This is a genomic window from Acinetobacter sp. UC24323 (assembly GCF_024151445.1).
Lineage (GTDB): Bacteria > Pseudomonadota > Gammaproteobacteria > Pseudomonadales > Moraxellaceae > Acinetobacter > Acinetobacter baumannii.
Map to the genome: position 1 here is coordinate 130,173 of NZ_JAHIBY010000005.1, position 18,790 is coordinate 148,962.

The 18,790-nt window shown below is 38.0% G+C and carries 19 protein-coding genes and 1 riboswitch; of the genes, 8 read left to right on the plus strand and 11 right to left on the minus strand.

Features of this window, described 5'->3' with window-relative positions:
• Positions 1-6: 6 nt before the first annotated feature.
• The 7 genes from rseP to rimO form a co-directional block, all read right to left on the minus strand.
• Positions 7-1,362 (minus strand): RIP metalloprotease RseP, encoded by a 1,356-nt coding sequence (gene rseP / locus KNQ97_RS08765; RefSeq protein ID WP_000992590.1) that lies wholly within the window; start codon positions 1,360-1,362, stop codon positions 7-9.
• Position 1,363: 1 nt separating this feature from the next.
• Entirely contained in the window at positions 1,364-2,560 is a 1,197-nt protein-coding gene (gene ispC, locus KNQ97_RS08770) for a 1-deoxy-D-xylulose-5-phosphate reductoisomerase (RefSeq protein ID WP_195707428.1), read from the minus strand.
• Positions 2,561-3,385: a phosphatidate cytidylyltransferase gene (locus KNQ97_RS08775; protein WP_000893489.1), complete on the minus strand. Its 825-nt coding sequence runs from the start codon at positions 3,383-3,385 to the stop codon at positions 2,561-2,563.
• On the minus strand, positions 3,385-4,137 hold the full coding sequence (gene uppS, locus KNQ97_RS08780; protein WP_000132219.1) for a polyprenyl diphosphate synthase: 753 nt from the start codon (positions 4,135-4,137) through the stop codon (positions 3,385-3,387). The genes KNQ97_RS08775 and uppS overlap by 1 nt, the downstream gene beginning before the upstream one ends.
• A 5-nt stretch (positions 4,138-4,142) precedes the next feature.
• Positions 4,143-4,697 carry a ribosome recycling factor gene (gene frr / locus KNQ97_RS08785; protein WP_000606428.1) on the minus strand — a complete coding sequence of 185 codons (555 nt, stop codon included), beginning with the start codon at positions 4,695-4,697 and terminating at the stop codon, positions 4,143-4,145.
• A gap of 85 nt (positions 4,698-4,782) precedes the next feature.
• Positions 4,783-5,511, minus strand: coding sequence for a UMP kinase (pyrH, locus tag KNQ97_RS08790; protein ID WP_000852257.1), 729 nt, complete (start codon positions 5,509-5,511; stop codon positions 4,783-4,785).
• Between the two features lie 51 nt (positions 5,512-5,562).
• Positions 5,563-6,906 (minus strand): 30S ribosomal protein S12 methylthiotransferase RimO, encoded by a 1,344-nt coding sequence (gene rimO, locus KNQ97_RS08795; RefSeq protein ID WP_000856684.1) that lies wholly within the window; start codon positions 6,904-6,906, stop codon positions 5,563-5,565.
• Positions 6,907-7,247: 341 nt separating this feature from the next.
• Between rimO and glnL the strand changes: the two genes are divergently transcribed.
• The 5 genes from glnL to KNQ97_RS08820 all read left to right on the plus strand — a co-directional run bounded on the left by glnL (position 7,248) and on the right by KNQ97_RS08820 (position 12,517).
• Positions 7,248-8,357: a nitrogen regulation protein NR(II) gene (gene glnL, locus KNQ97_RS08800; protein WP_000371970.1), complete on the plus strand. Its 1,110-nt coding sequence runs from the start codon at positions 7,248-7,250 to the stop codon at positions 8,355-8,357.
• Positions 8,344-9,837: a nitrogen regulation protein NR(I) gene (gene glnG, locus KNQ97_RS08805; protein ID WP_000089273.1), complete on the plus strand. Its 1,494-nt coding sequence runs from the start codon at positions 8,344-8,346 to the stop codon at positions 9,835-9,837. Before glnL ends, glnG begins: the two co-directional genes overlap by 14 nt.
• A gap of 275 nt (positions 9,838-10,112) precedes the next feature.
• A complete protein-coding gene (gene adeN, locus KNQ97_RS08810; protein WP_000543879.1) occupies positions 10,113-10,766 on the plus strand; it encodes a multidrug efflux transcriptional repressor AdeN in 654 nt (217 codons plus the stop codon).
• Positions 10,767-10,878: 112 nt separating this feature from the next.
• Positions 10,879-11,799, plus strand: a complete 921-nt coding sequence (argF, locus tag KNQ97_RS08815; protein ID WP_001207983.1) for an ornithine carbamoyltransferase — start codon at positions 10,879-10,881, stop codon at positions 11,797-11,799.
• A gap of 193 nt (positions 11,800-11,992) precedes the next feature.
• Complete coding sequence (locus KNQ97_RS08820) at positions 11,993-12,517, plus strand: protein tyrosine phosphatase family protein (RefSeq protein ID WP_253612108.1); 525 nt, start codon at positions 11,993-11,995, stop codon at positions 12,515-12,517.
• Here the strand turns inward: KNQ97_RS08820 and ispF are convergent.
• Complete coding sequence (gene ispF, locus KNQ97_RS08825; RefSeq protein WP_000226511.1) at positions 12,514-12,996, minus strand: 2-C-methyl-D-erythritol 2,4-cyclodiphosphate synthase; 483 nt, start codon at positions 12,994-12,996, stop codon at positions 12,514-12,516. The two genes, KNQ97_RS08820 and ispF, sit on opposite strands and share 4 nt — an antisense overlap.
• 103 nt (positions 12,997-13,099) lie before the next feature.
• Between ispF and KNQ97_RS08830 the strand changes: the two genes are divergently transcribed.
• Positions 13,100-13,744, plus strand: a complete 645-nt coding sequence (locus KNQ97_RS08830) for a hypothetical protein (RefSeq protein WP_253612110.1) — start codon at positions 13,100-13,102, stop codon at positions 13,742-13,744.
• A 46-nt stretch (positions 13,745-13,790) separates the two neighbouring features.
• On the opposite strand, the gene KNQ97_RS08835 is transcribed toward KNQ97_RS08830, so the two are convergent.
• Together KNQ97_RS08835 and KNQ97_RS08840 are read right to left on the minus strand one after the other, a co-directional pair.
• Complete coding sequence (locus tag KNQ97_RS08835; protein WP_001120919.1) at positions 13,791-15,035, minus strand: D-amino acid dehydrogenase; 1,245 nt, start codon at positions 15,033-15,035, stop codon at positions 13,791-13,793.
• Between the two features lie 177 nt (positions 15,036-15,212).
• Positions 15,213-15,300, minus strand: a riboswitch (glycine riboswitch).
• Between the two features lie 146 nt (positions 15,301-15,446).
• On the minus strand, positions 15,447-15,938 hold the full coding sequence (locus tag KNQ97_RS08840; RefSeq protein WP_000949167.1) for a hypothetical protein: 492 nt from the start codon (positions 15,936-15,938) through the stop codon (positions 15,447-15,449).
• Between the two features lie 312 nt (positions 15,939-16,250).
• On the opposite strand from KNQ97_RS08840, the gene KNQ97_RS08845 reads away from it, so the two are divergent.
• Both KNQ97_RS08845 and KNQ97_RS08850 read left to right on the plus strand, forming a co-directional pair.
• Entirely contained in the window at positions 16,251-16,712 is a 462-nt protein-coding gene (locus tag KNQ97_RS08845) for a hypothetical protein (RefSeq protein ID WP_001081037.1), read from the plus strand.
• Between the two features lie 181 nt (positions 16,713-16,893).
• Positions 16,894-17,190, plus strand: coding sequence for a hypothetical protein (locus tag KNQ97_RS08850; RefSeq protein WP_000701849.1), 297 nt, complete (start codon positions 16,894-16,896; stop codon positions 17,188-17,190).
• 133 nt (positions 17,191-17,323) lie between these two features.
• Here KNQ97_RS08850 and fumC read toward each other — a convergent pair whose 3' ends face one another.
• Entirely contained in the window at positions 17,324-18,718 is a 1,395-nt protein-coding gene (gene fumC, locus KNQ97_RS08855; RefSeq protein WP_001194768.1) for a class II fumarate hydratase, read from the minus strand.
• Positions 18,719-18,790 lie beyond the last annotated feature (72 nt).

The window sequence follows — 18,790 nt, forward strand, 5'->3', positions numbered from 1 at the left end:
ATACGTTTACAAACGCATAAAGTCATTAAATAAAGCTAAAAGCATCATACTACCGAGCAGTACCATACCAATTTTTAGACCAAACATTTGTATTTGTTCAGAAACAGGCTTCCCACGAATAGCTTCTATAATGTAATACACTAGATGGCCACCATCTAGCATTGGAATTGGTAATAAATTTAAAATTCCAAGGCTTACACTCATTAAAGCCATAAAAGAGATAAAGGTTTCCCAACCCATTTCTGCACTTTGGCCAGCTACTTTTGCAATGGTAATTGGTCCAGAAAGATTTTCTAATCCAATTAGTCCCTTAACCATTTTTACTATTGAATTCAAAATCATGCTAGAGATTTGGCCAGTTTTATCAAGTGCCATTTCAAAAGCTTGTATTGGAGTATATTGAATTGTTTGCTTATATTCGTCAGGAATTGTAATTTTCCCAGCATCACTTTTTACACCAAGTACTCCATTTACCTGCCCCATGCTATCACGCTTACCTTGTGGCATAACTTGTAAATGTACTAGTTGTTCATGACGTAAGACATCAATCTTAAGTAACTTTTCTGGGGAACGCTGGACAACTTCTACCACGTCGAACCAATCTTTCATAGGCTGGCCATCAATCGCAACAATACGATCGCCCACTTTCATTCCTTGACGAATCGCCGCACCATCTTCCGTTAACTCTGTTACAACAGCAGGAATCACAGGTCGATAAGGCAAGAAACCTAATACGTCCAGTGCAGATTCATTTTGATTTTTTAAAAAATCTTTAATTGGTAATACAAAATTTTGTTCGGAACCAGCACGGTCCACATCAATATTTACAGTACCTGTTTCCCCAACTCGATCAATCAAAGCAAAGTTTAGCTTTTCCCATGTTGTTGTCTCTTTCCCATCAACAGCAATAATTTTGTCACCTACATGTAACTGGGCTGCTGCAGCTGGAGAGTTTGGAATAATTTTACCAATTTTAGTATTTAATTGTTCTTGGGCTGGTAAAAACAAAATCCAAAAAAGAAGTACGGCAAAAATCAAGTTAATTAATGGTCCAGCAGCAACAATCGCTATACGTTTCCACGGTTTTTGACGGTTAAAAGCATATGGTAGATCTTGTTCTGCCACATTACCTTCTCGCTCGTCCAACATTTTGACATAGCCACCTAAAGGTAAGGCAGAAAGCTGATATTTAATACCAGACTTCTTAGACGTCCATTTCAGTAAAGTTGGTCCAAACCCAATTGAGTAAACTAAAACTTTAACACCAAGTTTTCGCGCAACCCAGTAATGGCCAAACTCATGGATTGCAATTAGAGGCCCAAGTAAAAGAGCTGCCGCTGCAATCATAAACAGTGCATTCATTTCAGCCTCCAATACTTGATATATATTGCTGAGCTACAGATCGGGCCACTTTATCTTTATCTAAAATGCACTCGATGCTTTCAGCCGCTGCATTCTCTAATTTTTCCAAAGTATGCTCTACCACTTGCGGAATACTTGTAAATCCAATCCTTTCCATTAAGAATGCTTCAACTGCAATTTCATTAGCTGCATTCAAAATGGTTGGTGCCAAACCTCCCGCACGCATTGCTTGTCTAGCCAAATTTAATGCAGGAAATTTTTGGGTATCCGGTGCCTGAAAATTAAGTTGAGAATACTCAAATAAATCTAAAGCAGGAACATTAGTTTGTAAACGCTCAGGCCATGCCAATGCATGTGCAATCGGAGTACACATATCCGGGTTACCCATTTGTGCTAATGTTGAACCATCAACATACTGCACCATAGAGTGAATGATACTTTGTGGATGAACAACAACTGTAACAAAATGTTCAGATATTGAAAATAAATGACAAGCCTCAATTAACTCTAACCCTTTATTCATAAGAGTAGCCGAGTCAACCGAAATTTTTTGTCCCATTGACCAGTTTGGATGTTTACATGCTTGTTGCGGTGTTACATGAACCAATTGTTCTAGGGAATGATTTAAAAAAGGACCACCAGATGCTGTAAGCAATATTTTAGATACACCTAGCTGTGGTTGCCCTGTTCTATCTGCTTGTAAATAATTATGAGGCAATGATTGGAAAATTGCATTATGTTCCGAATCAACTGGCAATAACAATGCCTGATGATCACGAGCAGCTTGCATCATGATTTCACCAGACATAACTAATGCTTCTTTGTTGGCAAGTAGTACTCTTTTACCTGCCTTAACAGCCGCTAAAGTTGGCAACAGCCCAGCTGCCCCTACAATTGCAGCCATAACAATATCCACATCTGTATGAGATGCGATATCGACTAAACCCTCTTGCCCAGCTAAAACATCAATAGCCGATATATTTTGCTGAGCAAATAGTGTTTTTAGTTCAGCTATTTTCTGTTCAGGAACAACAACAACTTTAGGTCGAAACTGTTTGCAGATTTCAACAAGTTCAGAAATTCGACTATGCGCCGAAACTGCAAAGACTGAATACTTATCTGGATGTTGACCTAAAATTTTTAAGGTACTTCGTCCAATAGAACCGGTTACACCCAATATGCAAACAGATTGTGTCATCTATAAATCTACACCAATAAGCTTTAATATATACATTCCCGTTGCAAAAATCGGGGCTGCTGCGAGTAAAGAATCAATACGGTCCAATACACCACCATGACCTGGCAAAACACGGCCAGAGTCTTTAATACCAGCACGGCGTTTGATCATTGATTCAAATAAATCACCTAATACTGAACCGAACACTGTAATTAAAGACAAAATCAAGAATAGAAGTTGTTGAACCCAAGTTAGGTTTAAATATTGATATTGCACCACAAGCATTACAATAATTGTAGTGAGAATACCGCCATATAAACCTTCTACTGATTTATTAGGACTTACTGTAGGCGCCAATTTTCTTTTACCGAATTTACGGCCTACAAAGTAAGCTCCACTATCTGCACCCCACACAAGCAAGAACAAATACATCAACCACCATGGTGAGCTTTGCCATACTACAAAGATTGCAGTCACTGCTGCACAGATAAGAATCAAACCAATGACATATAGGGTCGCGTTATACCACCCATCGAATTCAGGAAAAGACTTAACCCAATAAACACTAACGAGCCAAGTTAAAATTGAAGCAGACCATAACAGTAAAGCAATGTCATGAAAGAACAAGGCAACGCCAGAAACAAAGGCAACAAGTAGACCATAACCCCAAGCTTTAGGTTTTACTACTGCACCAACTTCCCTAGGCATTAACTTATACCATTCATACCCCGCAACTCCTGCTGCTACAATCATAAGTACCAACATTGGATAATGTGATTGCGTAGCAAACATACAGCCCAAAACAACTGCAACAAGTACCAATGCGGTAACAATCCGCTCTAACATTATAATTTCTCGATTTTCTCTTGCTGAATTTGTTCAGATGTTTTACCGAAACGACGTTCACGCCCTGAAAAAACATTCAATGCATGGTCGAATTCTTCCACTGTAAATTCCGGCCACAAAGTATCCGTAAAATACAGCTCCGCATAAGCCGCTTGCCATAACAAGAAGTTAGATATACGGAAATCGCCACCTGTACGGATCAACAAGTCCACAGCTGGCAGATCGTTTAGACTGACATATTTTTCGAACAAATCAACATTTATTTGATCAGCGTCAATTTCGCCACGGGAAACTGCTTGAGCAACCTGCTTAGCTGCATTTGCAATATCCCACATACCACCATAGCTTACTGCAATAGTTAATGTCATGGCGTCATGATGTGCTGTTTGTTGCTCTGCATCTTCCATTAAGGCAACTAAATGTGAAGGTAATCGGGAACGATCCCCTATAAAGCGCAAAGCAATATTGAATTTCTTCATGCGAGGTATTTGCTCATGAATCGTTTCTTCAAGAAGTTTCATAAGCAGATCGACTTCATATTGTGGTCGATTCCAATTTTCACTCGAAAATGCAAAAACAGTTAAAGCACGAACGCCAGTTTTAACACAATGTTCAACAATAGGGTCAAGAACATTTTTACCCTCTCTGTGCCCATCGCCTTTTTGCATTTGATTTTTCTTTGCAAAGCGATTGTTGCCATCCATGATGATGGCAACATGCTGAGGAAGATGATACTCTTCTGAATCGGTCATAAAAATTAGACCTTCATCAATTCTGCTTCTTTCGCTGCTAGACGCTTGTCTACTTCTGCAACATATTTATCAGTGATTTTTTGGATATCATCGCCTGCACGACGCTCATCATCTTCAGAAATTTCTTTCTCTTTTAACAATGCCTTGATATCACCTAATACATCACGACGAATATTACGGATAGCAACTTTCGCGTTTTCAGCTTCACTACGAGCGATTTTCTGCATATCACGACGTGTTTCTTCAGTTAAAGCTGGCAAAGGTACACGGATTGAATCAGCAGTAATAGGATTTAAACCTAAATCACTTTCACGAATTGCTTTATCAATTGCAGCAACCATCGTACGTTCAAATGGTTGAACGATAAGCGTACGAGAATCTTCAACACCAACGTTCGCTACTTGGTTTAAAGGCACATCAGAACCATAGTAAGGAACCATTACCCCATTTAAAATTGATGGGTGTGCACGGCCGGTACGAACTTTAGCAAACCCTTGTTCCAAAGACTCAAGAGTTTTTAACATACGCTGTTCGCTGTCTTTTTTCAGATCGTTAATCATATGATCTTCCTTACTTATTTATTCAAGGATGTATATAACAAATTTAATTTAGCGCTAGTATAAAGAGCTTTACGGCACACGTACATTATTTAGTAACGCGTGTACCCTCTTTTTCACCCATTACCACTGACAATAGCGCACCAGATTTATTCATATCAAATACTTGTAATGGAACATTATGGTCACGGCATAAGCAAATTGCCGTTAAATCCATAACACCCAGTTTTTCATCTAACACTTGGTCAAATGTTAAATGATCATATTTCACTGCATCTTCGTATTTGCTTGGATCTTTATTATAAACACCGTCTACTTTGGTCGCTTTCAAAATTAAATTCGCTTCAATTTCAATACCACGTAAACATGCTGCTGTATCAGTTGTAAAGAATGGATTTCCTGTTCCTGCTACGAAAACGCACACTTCGCCTTGACTTAAATGACGAATCGCATCACGACTTGAGTAAGACTCTACAACAGTACCGATTGGTAGCGCTGACATAAGACGAGTTCTGATATTACGGCGCACCAATGCATCACGCATTGCCAAACCATTCATAACAGTTGCAAGCATCCCCATCTGATCACCTGTTACACGGCCAACCAAACCGTCTTTTTGTAACTGGCTACCACGATATAAGTTACCGCCACCCACAACGATACCTACTTGCACACCCAAGCCAACCAAATGTGCAATAGAAAGTGACATCTGATCTAAAACTTGAGCATCAATACCCATATCTTTATTACCTGATAAAGCTTCACCAGATAATTTTAATAAAATTCGTGAATAACGGGGGCTGATTGTTTCCGCCATGATTTTGCTCCAAGACCTCTTAAACTGAATGCTTTTTGAATCGCGATTCGATTAGACCGATTTAATTTTAATTAACTTTGCAAATAAGTCGTATTCATCCGCATCGGTAATTTCGACTTCCAACATATCGCCTGGTTGAATAGTGCTCTTATCGATATCTTCTACAAAGACATTACCGTCAATTTCCGGAGCATCGGCATAAGAACGTGCAACAGCAACAGGATATTCATCTTCCAAACTATCGACCAATACAGTCATCGTTTGACCAATACGTTTTTGTAATTTGGCAGCAGAGATTTGTTGCTGCACTTGCATAAAGCGCTCGTAACGCTCTTGCTTAATTTCTTCTGGCACATGATCTGGTAAATCATTTGCCGTAGCGCCTTCTACTGGTGAATAGGTAAAGCAGCCTACACGATCAAGTTGAGCTTCAACCAACCAATCGAGCAAAATCTGGAAGTCTTCTTCAGTTTCGCCTGGAAAGCCAACCACGAAAGTAGAACGGATCACAAGATCCGGGCATTTTTCGCGCCATAATTTAATTTTTTCTAATGTATTCTCACTATGAGCCGGACGTTTCATTAATTTAAGAACGCGTGGGCTTGCATGCTGGAATGGAATATCGAGGTATGGCAAGATTTTACCTTGAGCCATCAAATCGATTACTGCATCAACATGTGGATATGGATATACATAATGTAAGCGAACCCAAATTCCAAGCTGACCAAGTGCTTCACACATGTCAAAGAATTTGGTTTTTACGGGCTGTCCGTTCCAGAAATCGAGCTTATATTTGGTATCTACGCCATAAGCTGAGGTATCTTGGGAAATGACCAAGATTTCTTTTACACCTGAACGTTTTAACGCAGCAGCTTCTTCTAATACGCTTCCAACCGGACGTGATACTAAATCACCGCGCATGCTCGGGATAATACAGAAGGTACAACGGTGGTTACAGCCTTCAGATATTTTTAAATAAGCATAATGTTTCGGTGTTAAACGGATACCTTGCTCAGGAACAAGGTCAATAAACGGATTATGTTTAGGCGGTGCTGGGACATATTCATGTACAGCTTCCATAACGTCTTGATAAGCTGCTGCACCAGTAACTTTTAGAACATTAGGGTGCATTTGACGAATTTTATCTTCGTCTTTACCTAAACAGCCTGTCACAATAACTCGGCCATTTTCACTCATGGCTTCGCCAATTGCATCTAAAGATTCTTGTACTGCAGATTCAATAAAACCACAGGTATTAACAACAACTAAATCAGCACCATCATAATCTGATGCAACTTGATAACCTTCAGTCTTTAACTGAGTTAAAATTCGTTCAGAATCTACCAATGCCTTAGGACAACCTAAAGAAACAAAACCGACTTTGGGGGTCTTCATGAATCTGCGCTCCACTTGAATGCGCGTATTGTATGTCTTTTCTCGTCTCAAGCATAGGTGGAAACCCCACTCTTTGTGTAATGCACCAAAATACAACCAATATTTGCACCAAAACTCAATATTGCACCAAGTTGGATCATGATATTATTGATGTATACATCCGTATTTTTGACCAAAAGATATTAAGAACGATTTTAGAGCGCTTTAATTATGCTTAAAACCTTAAAATAAACCATAAACAAAGTTGGCGTACATTTTGCATCAATCATGTTCTATAACGGTGAAAACCGATAACCAATGAAGATGCCATTGCGCCATTTTAAGACAGGAACGATTCGCTAATGGATCAACACACACCTATCGACTATCGCCTATTGGTAGACAATTTAACTACTGCGATTTTATTAATCGATAGTAACTTTAATATTTTTTATTTAAATTCCGCTTGTGAAGCACTTTTTGACATTAGTTTGCTTCGCGCTTCTGGACAACCGGTTTTAAATTTACTTCATGCACCTGATGATACCTTTAATACGCATGAAGCCTTATTGAACACATTAAAAACGGGACAACCTTATACACGTCGTGAAGCCATCATTAATGTCAATTTTAAAGATTTACATGTGGATTATACGGTCTCGCAATTAAATGCAGGTAAAAGCTACCACCCGCTCTTACTTATTGAGTTAAACCCTATTGATCGTATGTTGAAAATTTCTAAGGAAGAAAACCTAATTCAACAACATCAAGTGGCTAGACAACTGGTTCGAGGCGTTGCTCACGAAATTAAAAACCCTCTGGCTGGTATTCGGGGGGCAACTCAGTTACTTGCTCGTAGTTTAAATGACGAGAGCTATGCTGAATTTACAGATATTATTATTAACGAGGTAGATCGTCTCACCAATTTGGCCGACACCATGTTGGGCTCAAGACAATTGCCAAGTTATGAAAATGTAAATGTGCATGAACCTCTAGAACGGGTACGCTCTTTAATCGCAAATCAGACCAAGAAAAAAATCAAAATTACGCGTGATTATGATTTGTCTCTACCAGATGTAAAAGCCGATCGAGATCAGCTCATTCAAGTCATGCTCAATATTAGCGTTAATGCCATTCAAGCTATTACAGAAAATAAATCATTTTTTACAGATCAAGAGCCTGAATTAATTTTACGTACCCGTATTCAACGTCTAGTCACCATTAATGGAGTACTCAACCGCTCTGCTGTACGAGTCGATATTGAAGACAATGGACCGGGTATTCCCGAAAGCATTTTAGAGTCTGTGTTTTACCCTTTGGTTACAGGACGAGCAAAAGGCACAGGGCTTGGCCTGAGTATTGCACAGAACATCATGCATCAACATAACGGAATGATTGAATGCCAATCAGTTCCTGGAAAAACAATGTTTAGCTTATATTTACCTTGGGAGTCAGACCGTGTCGCGAAATAAAATATGGGTTATTGATGACGATCGCGCCATGCGATGGGTACTTGAAAAGACCTTTAAAGAAGAAGGATTTGACGTCACCAATTTTGAAGAAGCTCAAACAGCACTTGAACGTTTACATCATGATGCGCCCGATGTCATCTTAACTGACATTCGTATGCCAGGTATTGATGGGTTAACTTTCTTATCTAAAGTGAAAAACTCTCACCCCGACTTGCCTGTTATCATTATGACAGCGCATTCGGACTTAGAGTCTGCTGTATCAAGCTATCAGACTGGTGCATTTGAGTATTTACCAAAACCATTCGATATTGATGAAGCTTTAGCTCTAGTCAATCGAGCGATTTTGCATATCAATAAATTGCAGCAGCAAGAAGCGACAAAAACAGCTTCACCACTACAATCAACAGAAATTATTGGCGAATCTCCTGCTATGCAAGAGGTTTTCCGAGCGATTGGTCGTTTATCTCAGTCGCATATTACCGTTTTAATTAATGGTGAATCAGGCACAGGTAAAGAACTGGTTGCGCATGCTTTACATAAACATTCTCCACGACGCGCTAAGCCTTTTATTGCATTAAATATGGCAGCAATTCCTAAAGATTTAATCGAAACGGAATTATTTGGTCATGAAAAAGGTGCATTCACTGGTGCCAATACTCAACATCAAGGTCGATTTGAACAAGCCAATGGTGGAACTCTCTTCCTTGATGAAATTGGTGACATGCCATTTGAAACCCAGACTAGATTGTTACGTGTGCTCGCAGATGGTGAGTTTTACCGGGTTGGTGGTCATATACCGGTTAAAGTAGATGTCAGAATTGTCGCGGCAACCCATCAAGACTTAGAAAAACTGGTGAATGAAGGTCGTTTCCGTGAAGACTTATACCACCGTCTAAATGTTATTCGAATTCATATTCCGAAGCTTGCGCATCGCAGTGAAGACATCCCGATGCTGGCTCAACATTTCTTGGCTCGCGCGGGTAAAGAGCTAGGTGTAAGTCCAAAGATTTTACGCACTGAAACAACGGACTATATGCAACAATTACCTTGGCCTGGTAATGTTCGTCAGCTTGAGAATACCTGCCGTTGGTTAACCGTCATGATTACTGGCCGTGAGGTTTATCCGGAAGATTTACCTTCTGAGCTTAAACAGGTTCCACTCCAAAAAAGTAGTGAGACTAGTCAGCCAGCACCATCTTTTGAACGTATTTCTTTGCACCATTGGGATGAGCTACTAAGCCAATGGGCAATTCAAAAACTTAAAAATGGTGAAATGAAGATTTTAGACATTGCTACTCCAATGTTTGAGCGCACCTTGATTAATGCGGCACTACAGCAAACTCGTGGGCGCAAACGTCATGCAGCCGAGCTATTAGGTTGGGGTCGTAACACCCTAACCAGAAAGTTAAAAGAGCTGGGCATGGATTCTGCTGATGACGATGATGAGGACGAACATAAAGCAACATTGTCAGAAGCTTAACACCGAAGTAAAAATCAAAAAGCGGCTAATTTAATTTAGCCGCTTTTCTTTATGACTATTTAAAACGGAATTAACTGCCAAACTAAAATGTGAACATACAGTTACATGATCAAAAAATTCTAAATTTCTACATAAATCATTATATTTTCTATATTTTCCCCAAAACTATGCTCTACTTATTGTTTACCAGATGACCTAAAAACATACCAATGACCATCGTTAAAGATAGATTTGCTATACTAGATAAGCAGTGTTAGCCGTCGTTATTAAATTTTATGCATGATCCAGTCCTTGAGTCACATCATCTCGTATGTGAAAAACCCCAAACACGCCGCGGTATAGAACGTCGTTTAGCTCTATTGCTAAGCGCAACCGAGCTGTTTTTGGAAAAAGGATATGATGCTGTCTCTCTTGACGACATCGTTAATCATGCTGGTGGTTCAAAAACCTCTATTTATAAATACTTCGGTAATAAAGATGGCTTATTTACTGCAATCTGCGATTATCGCCGTGAAATGTTTTTTAAAGATATCTGCATTGCATTTCAACCAGAGCAAACTTCTTTAAAAGATTATTTAATCCAAACTCTCATCCGTTTTTATAAGCACATTATTCAACCTGAACACATTGCCTTTTTACGTTTGGTTATTGAACAAACTCAATGTAATGCAACTTTGAGCCAATACTTATATGAAAAATGTGCTCTGGATGTCCAAAATACAATTGCTCAAGCCTTACTCATATCTCATCAATCAGGTGAAATTACCTGTACATCTCCTGATCATTCCTCTCTTATGTATTTTGGAATTTTACGTGATATTGAATGGCGAATGATTATGGGAATGCCTCTTCCACCCAATGAGACAGAAGTTATTGATTATATTAATTATTGTGTTGATATTTTCTTAAAGGGGCATCATAAAGTCTAATTCTTTTGCATTTTGAAATGCTTATAGTATAGTAGACTTCTTTTTTCCCACTTCCACCCAGCCAACAACAGATAATTGTTGTAATTCAAAACAATTATTATGGAGTAGCTACATGGCTCTAAGACATTTCCTGACTTTACGTGATCTATCCACTCTAGAACTTAATCGCATTTTGGAACGCGCAAGCGAACTTAAGAAAATGCAGCAAAGCAATAAGGTATATCAACCTTTTGTTGGTAAAGTATTGGGAATGATTTTTGAAAAATCGAGCACACGCACTCGTATTTCTTTTGAAGCTGGTATTAATCAATTTGGTGGTAGTGCCATTTTCTTATCACCACGTGATACGCAATTAGGCCGTGGTGAACCGATTGAAGATTCAGCACGTGTTATTTCAAGCATGCTTGATATCGTAATGATTCGTACTTTTGGTCACGATATCGTTGAACGTTTTGCATCTTATTCAAAAGTTCCCGTTATCAATGGCTTAACTGACGATCACCATCCTTGTCAGTTACTTGCAGATTTACAAACTTATATTGAACATCGCGGCAGCATTGAAGGCAAAACCGTAGCTTGGATTGGTGATGGCAATAATATGTGTAATTCATACATTGAAGCTGCACACATGATGGGTTTCAAACTCAAGATTGCATCACCAAAAGGTTATGAACCTAAACCTGAATTTTTAGCAGAGTTTGGGCATTGTGTTGAACTTTTTGATAATGCGGAAGATGCGGCTGTAAATGCTGATCTTATCGTTACAGATGTATGGGCAAGCATGGGACAAGAAGAAGAACAGAAGCTTCGTGAAAAAGCCTTTGCTGATTTTCAGGTTAACGAGAAATTAATGGGACTTGCACACCCGGACTGTTTATTCATGCACTGCTTACCTGCTCATCGTGGTGAAGAAATTTCTGAAACCATGCTCGACCATAAAAATGCCGTAGTATGGGACGAAGCAGAAAACCGTCTGCATGCACAAAAAGCTTTAATGGAATTTTTACTCAACGAAAATTTGAAAAAAGCTTAATTTCTAATTCAAAAAACAGCATCATTAAGGTGCTGTTTTTTTATTTTTATAAGATCCCTATTATCCTCATTTATTATTTTAAAAATTTTTATGATGTTGCCCAATATATAAACAGTCTATATTTCAACTGTCATACATAATCGTGTATAACATTCTACACAATAAGCCAAGCCTACTCGTGTAGAGTGCGATTATGACAACCCTTGAACAATCATTATTTGAAATCCCTGCATTTTCGATCATTCATGAACATTTATTTAGTTCAGCACAACCTTCTATTGAACAACTTAAGCTCATTAAAGAGTATGGTTGTAGTACTGTTGTAAATTTAGCTTTATCGAATTCACCAGATAGTATTAAAAATGAGGATCAGGTCTGTCTAGAATATGGTTTAAATTATATTCATATTCCAATTGACTGGGAAACACCCTCTTCTGACCAATGCTTATTAGTTTTAGATTTGATTGATCATTTAGTGCAGAATGAAATTGTTTGGATACATTGTGCCAAAAATAAACGCGTAAGTTGTCTTATGTATGTCTACAGACAATTTTATATGAATATGGATATGCCAACCTGTCAGGATTTGCTTCATGAGATTTGGGAACCAAATGAAACATGGACAGGACTCATTCATAGTATTACCTTACAGCTTCAAGGCCGTAAGGCTACCTTAGAACTTCAACAATCTTTGCAACAAACCAATGATTTAGTTTAATGAGATATTAACACCATCGCTGTTGCTAAAATTCCTTCTTGGCGACCAGTAAATCCAAGTTTTTCGGTTGTGGTCGCTTTGATACTAATTTGATTTAAATCTACATTTAAAACATCTGCAATGCTTTGACGCATTTCCAAATTGTATTTGGCTAATTTAGGACGCTCACAAGCTACCGTAATATCAGCATTATTTAAATGATAACCTCGGTCTAATATTAATTGATAAACATGTTTAAGTAGAACACGGCTATCCGCTCCTTTAAATTCTGGATCTGTATCCGGAAAATGCTGACCAATATCACCAAGTGCTAGAGCACCTAGTAAGGCATCACATAATGCATGTAGCACGACATCGCCATCAGAATGTGCTTTCAAGCCATGCGTATGCGGAATTTGAACGCCAGCTAAGGTTACGAAGTTACCCTCTTCAAAGGCATGCACATCCATTCCTTGTCCAATACGTATTTGAGCAACCATATAAACTCTTCCCATCTATTATAAAAGCTTAAGAAATCTTGTATTCAACCGTCGTGTTTCGCTATAGTACACTTAGCAAAGTAGACTGAAAGTATAAGCGATCATGCCGTCGAATACTGATATGAATCAATTGAAAAGATTAAGTTTTGTCGTGATATTGAGTTGTTTATGCTCATCGCTTGTTTTTGCAGAATCTATCGACTGCTCCAACTCAAAAGCAGAGCTAAAAATCTGTTCAAAAACCTTTAGCGAAGCACGAAAGCAGCTCAACAATAAATATCTTTCTGCATACTTGGTCACAGATGCCCCACTGCAGCTTCTACAAGATACTCAAACATTGTGGCTTAGACAAACACAACAATGCAAAACCAATTCATGTGTTCAACAACAGTTTGATGTACGTGGTGATGATTTAAATTTTTATGCTTCACTTAAACAAACCCTAACTCAGCATTATCTTAAATTTGAAAATGGACATATTGCATCTCAGCCCGTTCATTTACAAATACATCAACTTGCTAAAGATAAAATCAAAATTGAAGGTTTAGCTTACCGTAATCCGAATAACCGAAAAGAAACCCAAACGGTTTCACTTATGGCTTACAGCTCTCCTGAACAGAAAAGTGAAATTTTAGATAATGAACATAACTGTAAATATAAATTTGACTTTCAGAAAGCACTGCTCATCGTAAAAACCCAGCAAAAAGGTTGTGAGCGCTTCACAGGAATTTATCGTCTGTACGACTAGTGAATATAAAATAAAAAAGCCAGTGCATAGACACTGGCTTTTCTTTTTATGCTGGATACTTTTGTTGAATATCTTGACTCACCAAAACAGCTGTAGCTGCTGACAAAGTCCAGCCTAGATGACCATGTCCCGTATTATAGAAAACTCGAGACTGTTTAGACTGTTTCACAACTGGCAACATATTAGGCATCATTGGTCTTAAACCCGCCCAAGGCACAACATGCTCAGTTGAAATGTCAAAATTGCGGTTTACCCAATTTACCAAAGGTTGAATACGGTCGGCTCGAATATCTCGATTATAACCATTAAACTCGGCCGTACCTGCTACACGTAAACGATCTGGTCCTAAACGAGACGTTACAATTTTAGCGCTCTCATCCAATAAACTCACCCACGGTGCATTTTTTATACTTTTTTCATCTTTTAATTGGACGGTAATTGAATAACCTTTGACCGGATAAACATTTACACGTTCACCAATCATATCAGCCAACTGATAACTCCCTACACCCCCACATACCACCAAAACATCACCTTCTAATTGAAAGCTGTCTGTTTGGGAAAGATGCGGATGCTCAGCACTTGGCTGACAATTCAGTACCACTTTATCTGCATGACACTTAATATCAGTAACTTCCAAACCGAATTTGTACTGAACGCCATATTGTTTAGTCTTTTCAGCTAAAGAGGTTGAATATTTATGGATATCACCGGTTGCATCGCTTGGTGTGTAATAGCCACCAAAGTACTCACCCGTTAAAGAAGGTTCGATTGATTTCATTTCCTCAGGTGAAACCGAGTAACGTTCTAAAGTCCCTTTATTTAAAACATCATTAACTCGCTTAGCGATGTCATAATCATCCTTAGTATGATACATATGAAGAATACCGCGTTTCTCCAAATCAAATTGAAGCTGCTCTTTTTCAGCTACGTCAAACAAGCGCTTACGGGCAAGCAATGCCAAGCGAACGGTTTCTATTGTATTGGCTTCATAATTTTTAATATGAGACAAAAACTCAACCAACCAACTATATTTATGTAGGCTAAAGGAAGGATTCAATAATAAAGGAGCATCTTTTTGCCTCATCCATTTAAAACCTTTTATAACGGTCGCTTTCTGGTTCCAGACTTCTGCATTACAAGCAGATAATTGCCCTCCATTTGCAAATGATGTTTCCATGGCTGGATAAAGATGGCGATCAATCACTGTGACTTGGTAACCTAATTGAGATAATTCATAGGCTGAAGTAACCCCTGTGATTCCTGCACCAATCACAATAACATGTGGCATAACAGACTCCTCTGAAATGCAAAAACATTTCATCAGTACAGCCCATCTGTCATTTGTACCTGAGAGTTTCGACCTAAATACTACCTTTTAGTATTTCGATCTTCCCCTTCGGTGAGTTTATGACTTATAAGTTTTTATTTTCCATGCTTATAAATCTTAAGCTGCTCTCCAGATTTTTTAATTATTACAGTCCTTTTGCCTGAGAGTTTCCGGGCCTGTTGCTCCTTCGGCGGGTTCTTAAGAACCTCTCTCCCGCAATAATTTTGTATTTATATAAGCAATGTATCTGCCACTTTTAAAAAAACGCATTCTTTTCTTGTAAACTTTTGTACAACCCACCAAAAAAAACACGCAAATTTTTGATTTAATTATAAAAAAGGTGAATTATAAGAATTCACCTTTTGGTATTCATTAGAGCTTTCCATTAAGCACTTGGTCCGAAACGGTACCTTTCCATTGCTCCCGCAAGGTTGGCAAATAAAATTTCTCGCCTATTGTGAACAGTTCAGCATCAATGAGTGCATGAATTTCGTGCATAAAAATATAATCCAATGCAACTAGAGAAAGTTGATGATTTTTTTGTGCTACTTTTTTACGTTTCGCTTGAGCTTGTTTAATTAGCTCATTTGCAAAGTTTTTATCTTTATAAGCAGTAATGGCATTTAAACGAAGCTCAATCACACCCCAACCTGCCAATAACTTTTTGAAGATTTCAAAGTCTTTTGAGGTTGATTCCCAAGTTACATTTTCCAGATCATTATCTTCAGGTAAAACAGGTAATAATAAATCACCAGTACTTGGAAAAATCTTTTTAAGATTTAACAGAAATTTAACAGGCTGATCACTTGGGTAATCATTAAATTGCACATGTTGTTGAGTATCTGTTAAATAAATAGAGAGCATTCAAAAAATCCTTAACTAAGCAACTGTTTTTCATAATTAATTTAAAAACTGCAAGAACAAAAGCAATTAAAAAAATAATATAAAAACAGGATAAGGTGGGCATTTTAACAATTATGGCAGCTTATTCAACACCAAGTTGGTTTGATAAAGCTTAATAAGGAATAATTACAACCTAGAAACATGCAAAATAAACCTTATACAACTTTGAAAATTAAAAATATGTATATTTTAGATATATTATTTTTTAGTCCAATGTTAAATTTAGTGTTATAATACAGTGATTTACTCACTTTCATCTGGGCTTCCATAGAAATGAATAGATTACAATTAATTTTATTAGTTTTAAGTACTGCTACTTTTTCTCCTTTTGTATTTTCTGAAACAACTATCTCCCCAACCAAATATGAATTTTATGGACAAGAGTCAAAACGCCATAAGAGTATGCTTGAGGTAAATAATAGTTCAGATCATAAAATTAACGAATCACAACACAATCCTTTCCGCTCTGATTCAAACAAACAAAACGTAGATTTTTTTGAGATTGCAAAACACTACCAAGAAGAGCAACCACAAAACACTTATTCTCACTCTCCCGACCATACTGTAAATATGAGTGATCATGAACGAAGTCTCTATTACATTAGAAATCATGACAATATGGGCATTCAAAGAGATGTTCGTTATCAACAATATAGATCATTAAAACAACAATATGATAAAGGTGTCATTTCTCGTGATGAATATAAAAATAAAGTTTACAAAATCTCAAGATAAGCTTATCTATATTGAAGCCTTCTTTTAAAAAGGAGGCTTCTACAGTTAATTTTGATATAGATTGTTAAAAATATTTTAAATAACAAAGATTCATAGTAAACAAACAATAAAAAGTAAACAGTTTTAGCTTTTAAAACGCGCCACACTACTCAAATCTTCTCTACAAATAAAGGAGATAGCAATGAAGATTCGCGCTTCACGTACCTATTCAACTTATTCAAATAATTATTTTATTTCTAAAGAGTATGAATGCAGTGTTATTCCGGTAAAAGGAATGTGCTTTACTGATCTTGGTTTGACCGAAAATGGTGTAATTCAGCCAGTAGAAATTAATGAGGTCACTATAGATCCAGCATCTAATTCTTATCATATTCTTTTAGCTAAAGACTCACATGAATATACAAAAGAAGAATTAAAAAGAAAGTTTGAAGAGATGAAAGCTAATGGCTGGGAATATATAGAAGATCTATTGGTATAGCTCTTATTTTTAATAAATAACTTAGGGCAAATGAATGGCCCTAACTTTAACATCTTAAGCATAATAGCCATCAGTAGTTAAGAGTTTGTAAAATCGCTACAAAATATACTGCTGATGGCTATTGTTAAATCGCTTATTTACTATTTGGCGAAACCATTTTTTCAGGTTTAACCACTTCATCAAATTGCTCTGCTGTAACAAGTCCTAACTCTACAGCAACTTGTTTTAAAGTTTTATTCTCTTTATAAGCAGTTTTCGCCACTTTTGCAGAGTTTTCATAACCAATAACCGGATTTAATGCCGTAACTAACATGAGAGAATTATGCAAGAAATGATCAATTTTCTCACGATTTGGCTCAATCCCTACTGCACAGTGATCATTAAAACTATTACATGCATCACCAAGCAACTGAATAGATTGCAGTAAGTTATAAGCAATTACTGGCATAAATACATTGAGCTCAAAATTACCCGAAGCACCAGCGACATTAATAGTAGTATCGTTGCCAAGCACTTGAGCAACAACCATGGTCATTGCTTCACTTTGAGTCGGGTTCACTTTACCTGGCATAATGCTAGAACCAGGTTCATTTTCAGGAATACGGATTTCGCCGAAGCCGCAACGTGGACCACTTGCTAACCAACGAATATCATTGGCAATCTTGTTTAAGCTTACCGCTAGTGTTTTTAATGCACCTGATGCAAACACAGCAGCATCACGTCCTGCAAGTGCTTCAAATTTATTAGGAGCGGTAACAAATGGCAAACCCGTTAAAGCTGCAAGCTGAGCTGCTGCCTTAACAGCATAGTCAGGATGTGCATTTAACCCAGTTCCTACCGCTGTGCCACCTAATGGCAACTCATACAGACCACTTAAAGCTTGTTGTAAACGCACTAAACCATGCTCGAGCTGAGAAACATAACCGCTAAACTCTTGACCAAGTGTCAGTGGCGTTGCGTCTTGTAAATGGGTACGGCCAATTTTAACAATATCTTGGAATTCGTCTGACTTTTTTTGCAAAGTCGCTTTAAGCTGTTCTACAGCAGGGATCAGTAATTCATTAATTTGCAAACTTGCCGCAACATGAATAGCCGTTGGGAATGAGTCATTAGTAGATTGTGCGCGGTTAACATGATCGTTCGGATGTACCGGCTTTTGTGCTCCAAGCGCTTGGCCTAGCTTTTGATTTGCAATATTTGCAATCACCTCATTACAGTTCATGTTACTTTGCGTACCAGAACCTGTTTGCCAAACCACAAGTGGAAACTGAGAGTCCCATTTCCCTGCAATCACTTCCTCAGCTGCCCCCACAATATATTGGCTCAAATCTTGTGGTAACTGGCCTAACTCTGCATTGGTTATTGCCGCTGCTTTTTTTACCAAGCCCATCGCTCGAATCATGGCACGGGGTAAACGCTCCTGCCCGATTTTAAAGTTCTGTAAGCTACGTTGGGTTTGTGCACCCCACAGCGCTTCATTCGGAACTTCAATCTCACCCATTGTGTCATGTTCAATTCGTGTTTGCATAGAAACCTCGGTTATCTGGTTAAAGAACTCACGGGCTGAAGCAATTTATGCTTTGGCTAGTTAATTTTAGTA